Raw genomic sequence first — 4983 nt, forward strand, 5'->3', positions numbered from 1 at the left:
ACCCCGTCCATCTTCTCGGCCAGCTTCTCCAGCGTGGGCGCGGTCACTTTGGTGATCTGGCGGATCCGGTACTCGTCACGGAGGAGATGCGTGACCTTCTGGTCGAAGACCTGCCAGGCGAACTGGCCCGGCTGCTCCAGGATCACGCGTCCGTACTTGGCGTAGGTGTAGTTGCGGAAGTCGGCGCCCTCGTCCACGAACCGCCGGCCGTGGGCGTTGATCATGACGCCCCACGGGTAACTGTGCTTCTGGAAGTGGTCCCCGACCGCCAGGTCCCCGAACTCGGGGGCGTTGCGGTCCCAGCCCACGGCGTGGCAGCCGGACCAGTTTCCCGCCGGGCTCGCCCCGGCGCGCAGCGCCATCCGCAGGCCGTCGCCGGTGTTGTACATCGTTCCCCGCACCTTGGCCAGGTCCCATCCGGGGCCCAGGTAGCGTGCCCGCATCTCGGGGCTGGACTGGAAGCCCCCGCTGGCGAGCACGACCGCGTCGGCGCGCTCTTCCCGGGTCCGGCCGGCCTGACGCAGCCGCACCCCCCGCACACCGCCGTCGTCCTGCAGGAGGTCGAGGGCTCGCGCTCCGTACTCGATCTGAACGCCCGCTCGTTCGGCGGACCGGGTCAGCGCCTCCACGAGACCCATTCCGCCACCGGACGCCTCGACGGTCAGCCCTCCCCAGAACGTGAAGCGGCCGTCCACCTTGAAGGCCTGCCGCCCGTAGATCGGCACGAAGCGCACGCCCTTCTCCGACATCCACAACAAGGTCGGCAGGCTGTTCTCCACCAGGGTGGAGGCGAGTTCGGGGTCGGTTCGGTACTCGGTGACGCGGGCGAGGTCGTCGAGATACGCGTCGGCGGGGTAGCTCCCGAAGTCGGTGTTGTCGATCTCCTCCCGGGTCAGGTCGGGTATCAGTTTCCTCAGGTCCTCGACACCGGAGTAGACGACCCGCATCGCACCCGCGGTGAATGCGGTGTTGCCGCCGCGCAGCTTCTTCGGCGCCCTCTCCAGAACGAGGACTTCGGCGCCCTGCTCCCGTGCGGCCAACGCCGCACACAGCGCCGCATTACCCGCTCCGACAACGATGACTCGGCGACCAGCCATGCGCACTCCTCGCATCCACATTGCATGCAATCAATAGTGGATTGTACTCAACTTGCGGACGATCTGACCACTCCCGTACGGTTCAGTGCGTGCAGGAGGACAAAGCACCTACGACCAGCGGCATCAACGACCAGTCACAGGAGTCGGTGGAGCGCCTTCGCGCCTACTTGCACCAGGGTGCGGTACGCGGTCGCACGACCGATGACGTCACGGGGGCGATGCGCGAAGCCATCCTCGACGGCGTCCTCTCTCCCTCCGCCTGGCTGCGTGAGAGCGAGCTGGCGACCGCCTTCAAGGTGAGCCGGACGCCGATCCGGGAGGCGTTGAAGCGGCTGGCCGACGAGGGTCTGGTGGTCAAAACCGCCCACCACGGCGCGATGGTCGCTTCCCTGTCCCTGGAAGACGTGCTCGCTCTCTACGTCATCCGCGAGGATCTCGAAGGTCTCGCCGCCCGGTTGGCAGCCGTGCGATGTCCTGAGGGGCTGGTCGAGCAGCTCGACGAGATCAACGCCGCCATGCGGGAGGCCGCCGAGCGCGAGGACGTCGGCCGGCTGTCCAAACTGAACCTCGCGTGGCACCGGGCCCTGCGGACCGGGGCGGCCAATCCGTACCTGGAGAGGTTCCTCAACCAGGTCGAGCACGCAGTACGACGGTTGCCGGCGACGACTCTGGTGCACCCGGGCCGCCCCGACGAGGTCCTGGCCGAGCACGCGGCCGTTGCCCGGGCGGTGCAGGAACGCAACGGTGAGGCGGCTGAACAACAGGCCAGAGCCCACATGCGCCGGGCCCGCGAGATCCGGCTCGCCGTGCTCCTCGGAGCCTGACACGGTCATCCGCCCCGCTCATGCCGGCGGCGGGCCCGGCGCAGCATCCACGGCAGCGCCGACAGCACCACGACCAGCCGGATCAGGTGCATCCCCGCGACCAGGCCGCTGTCCCCGCCCAGCCCCGCCGTCGCCGCGACCATTTCCCCGACGCCCCCGGGGATGGATCCCAGCAGAGCCGGTGTGGGGTCGAGGAGTCCGGTGACGGCGAGTATCACCCCGCCCCCCGCTCCCACGGTGATGATCGGGAGAACCACGACGGATCCGGGCCCGCTGACTCGCCGTACGGAGGCGAAGAAGTTCCGGCCCACCATGGAACCCACGCCGGAACCGACCAGGATCTGGCCGGCGGCCGACCACCAGCCGGGCGGTGCGATGCCGTCGAGCCCGAGCAATGGAGCGGTTGCGGCTCCCAGGATCGCACCGGTGATCGGCCACATCGGCAGCCGCAGCAGCCGGCCCAGAGCCGCCCCGGCACAGGCGAACCCGAGAAGCATCACCGGGGCCGCGCTCGTCACGTCAACCGGCCGAGGACGAAGGTGAGCCCCGGCAGCACGAGCAACACCACCAGCAGAACGCGGACGAGATGGATGACCGTGACGGTTCCGACGTCCGCGCCTTCCTTGACGGCGAGTACGGAGAGCTCGCTGAGCCCGCCAGGCGCGCATGCGAGAACCGCCGTGGCCGGGTCGACTTGATGGCGTGTCACCAGCCAGCGTGCCAGTGCCGCGTTGAGAACGAGGAGCAGCACCACTGCCGCCAGGACGGGAAGAGCGACCAGCCCCATCATTTCGAAGGCGTCCCGGTCAAGCCGCGCGGCCGACACACAACCGATCAATACCAAGCCGGCCGTGCGCACCCAGCGTTGGAGCGGGTGCGGTTGTGCGTTCACCAGGCAGCCGGCTGCCGCACTGCCGAGCACGGCACCCACCAGCGTCCCGGCCGGGACCTGCAGCCACATGAGCAACAGCCCCCCGGCAGTCCCGGCCAGCAGTCCGACGGCCGCGCGATGAAGGGGGGCGACCGGCTTGCTCACAGCAACCCGACCGGCGTGAGGTAGCCGATGGGCAACGCGACGTCCGCCAGGGCCGCCAGGGCGGCCAGGGCCCCGACCGTACACACCGTGTAGATGACGACGCCGCGCCAGCGCATCTCCGCCACGAGCCGCAGGAACAGCGGCAGGAACAGGAGCGCCGCGAGCAGCAGACCGAGGACGTAGGTGAGTGCGACGAACCCGGCCAGCCAGGCGAACGACCGCAGCACAGCACGCCATTCGACCGCCCATGTCTCCCGCTGGGAGGGCTTCTGCGGCTCTGCTCGGCGGAGCGCACGAATCCCGGCCACCAGCGCGCCGGCGGCTATCGCCGCCCCGGCCATTGTCACGAGCCCAGGTACGAGCCTGGCCTGGCTGCTGTACTGGCGGGAGATCACGAAGGCGGCAAGGAAGACCAGCAGGAACACTGCCGGGACAACGACGCTCCAGATTCGCGGGGGCTCTGCTCCCTCACTTTCCTCGTCCTCCGGCAGGGTCTGCTCGTCGGGGGCACGACGCGAGCGGATCTTCTTCACCAGCGAGAAGACGGTCGGCACGACGAGGAGGGCCAGCAGGATCAGGACCCATGGGCGGACGATCCACGCGTCGAACTCGTAGAGCTTCGCGGTGAGGAAGTAGTAGCGCTCCATGGGCAGGCTCAGCACGAAGCCGATCAGGAACGGTGCCCTTGGGATACCGCACACCTTCATGACCCATCCGATGGCGCCCAGCAGGAGCATGACCTGGAGCAGCGCGATCTGCTCCGAATCCTGGTAGCCGGCCGTGAACAGGACGACGATGAGCCCGCCGGCCAGGACCGGGAACCGGACGAAGCTGAGCTTCGCCAACGGGCGGCTCAGCAGGAAGCACGCCGCCGCCCCCAGGATGCTGGCCAGCGCGAAGGACCAGATGATCGTGTAGACGATGTCGAGGTCGTTCGTGATGATCCGTGGTCCGGGCTCGATACCGAAGGAGAGGAGCGCGCCCAGCAGCAGAGCCGCCGGGGCACCGCCTGGGATCCCGAAGAGCAGTGTGGGAATGAGGTCGCCGGCCTCGACGGAGTTGTTGGCGCTCTCCGGCGCGATGATCCCCCGGGGGTCTCCCTTGCCGAATGTCTTCTTGGAGTCCTTGCGGGTGGTTGCCCGTGCCTGGCCGTACGCCATCCAGGTGCCCGCGGTGGCACCGAGTCCGGGCAGGACCCCGGCCCACATCCCGACGAGGGCGCCGCGTATGACATGGCGCCAGTGGTGCAGCACGTCGCGGAGCCCGGTGCGCCAGCCGCTGCCCAGTCCTGAGCCGGTGGCGACGCTGGAGCGGGTTCCGACCAGCGTGACGATCTCGGCGATACCGAATATGCCCAGTGCTACCGCTACCAGGTCCAGCCCCTCGGAGAGGAACAAGGAACCGAAGGTGAACCGGTAGTCGGCCGCCGCCGGGGCCGCGCCGATTCCTCCGAGCAGGAGCCCGAACGCTCCCGCGAGCAGCCCCTTGAGCATGTTGCCCCGCGAGAGCACCGCGGTCAGCGATACGCCGAGCAAGGTCAGCATGAAGAGCTCAGGTGCTCCGAAGCTGAGAACCAGCGGACGTGCCACGGGTATCGACAGCGTCAGTCCGAGAGCGCCGAGCAGCCCGCCGATCATCGAGGACATGAACGCGATCGACAGCGCGCGTGCGCCCTGCCCCTTCTGTGCCATCTGGTGCCCGTCGAGCAGCAGCACACTGGCAGAAGCGGATCCGGGTATGCCCAGCAGCACGGAGGCGATCGTGTCGGAGGTGTGGACGACGGCGACGGCCCCGATGATGAGGGCGAGTGCCTGCGTCGGCTCCAGCGCGTAGACGAACGGCAGCAGCATGGCTACCGCCCCCGTCCCGCCGAGACCGGGAATCATGCCGACGACCAGGCCGGAGCCGACACCCAGCAGCAGGAATATCAGGTTCGACAGGGCGAAGAGATTGCCCAGAGCGCTGAGCGCGGCGTCCAGCATCGATCAGGCCTTTCGGGGGTGCTTCGGGGTTGCCGAGGAGTCGG

At 68.8% G+C, this 4983-nt stretch carries 5 protein-coding genes; 1 reads left to right on the forward strand and 4 read right to left on the reverse strand.

The window, feature by feature from the left end; all coding sequences use genetic code 11:
* Positions 1–1097, reverse strand: a 1097-nt coding sequence (gene tcuA / locus ACRDP3_RS14775) for an FAD-dependent tricarballylate dehydrogenase TcuA (RefSeq protein ID WP_431517392.1), incomplete at its 3' end; no start/stop codon positions are given.
* A gap of 89 nt (positions 1098–1186) precedes the next feature.
* Here tcuA and ACRDP3_RS14780 point away from each other — a divergent pair.
* Positions 1187–1921, forward strand: coding sequence for a GntR family transcriptional regulator (locus ACRDP3_RS14780; RefSeq protein WP_431517393.1), 735 nt, complete (start codon positions 1187–1189; stop codon positions 1919–1921).
* Positions 1922–1926: 5 nt separating this feature from the next.
* Here ACRDP3_RS14780 and ACRDP3_RS14785 read toward each other — a convergent pair whose 3' ends face one another.
* From ACRDP3_RS14785 to ACRDP3_RS14795, 3 genes are read right to left on the reverse strand one after another with little or no spacing between them, the layout of a single operon-like run.
* A complete protein-coding gene (locus ACRDP3_RS14785; RefSeq protein ID WP_431517394.1) occupies positions 1927–2439 on the reverse strand; it encodes an AbrB family transcriptional regulator in 513 nt (170 codons plus the stop codon).
* Positions 2436–2957 carry an AbrB family transcriptional regulator gene (locus ACRDP3_RS14790; RefSeq protein WP_431517395.1) on the reverse strand — a complete coding sequence of 174 codons (522 nt, stop codon included), beginning with the start codon at positions 2955–2957 and terminating at the stop codon, positions 2436–2438. The genes ACRDP3_RS14785 and ACRDP3_RS14790 overlap by 4 nt, the downstream gene beginning before the upstream one ends.
* Positions 2954–4939, reverse strand: a complete 1986-nt coding sequence (locus ACRDP3_RS14795) for a tripartite tricarboxylate transporter permease (protein WP_431517396.1) — start codon at positions 4937–4939, stop codon at positions 2954–2956. The genes ACRDP3_RS14790 and ACRDP3_RS14795 overlap by 4 nt, the downstream gene beginning before the upstream one ends.
* Between the last annotated feature and the right edge of the window lie 44 nt (positions 4940–4983).

This window comes from Streptomyces sp. (assembly GCF_050698815.1).
GTDB lineage: Bacteria > Actinomycetota > Actinomycetes > Streptomycetales > Streptomycetaceae > Streptomyces.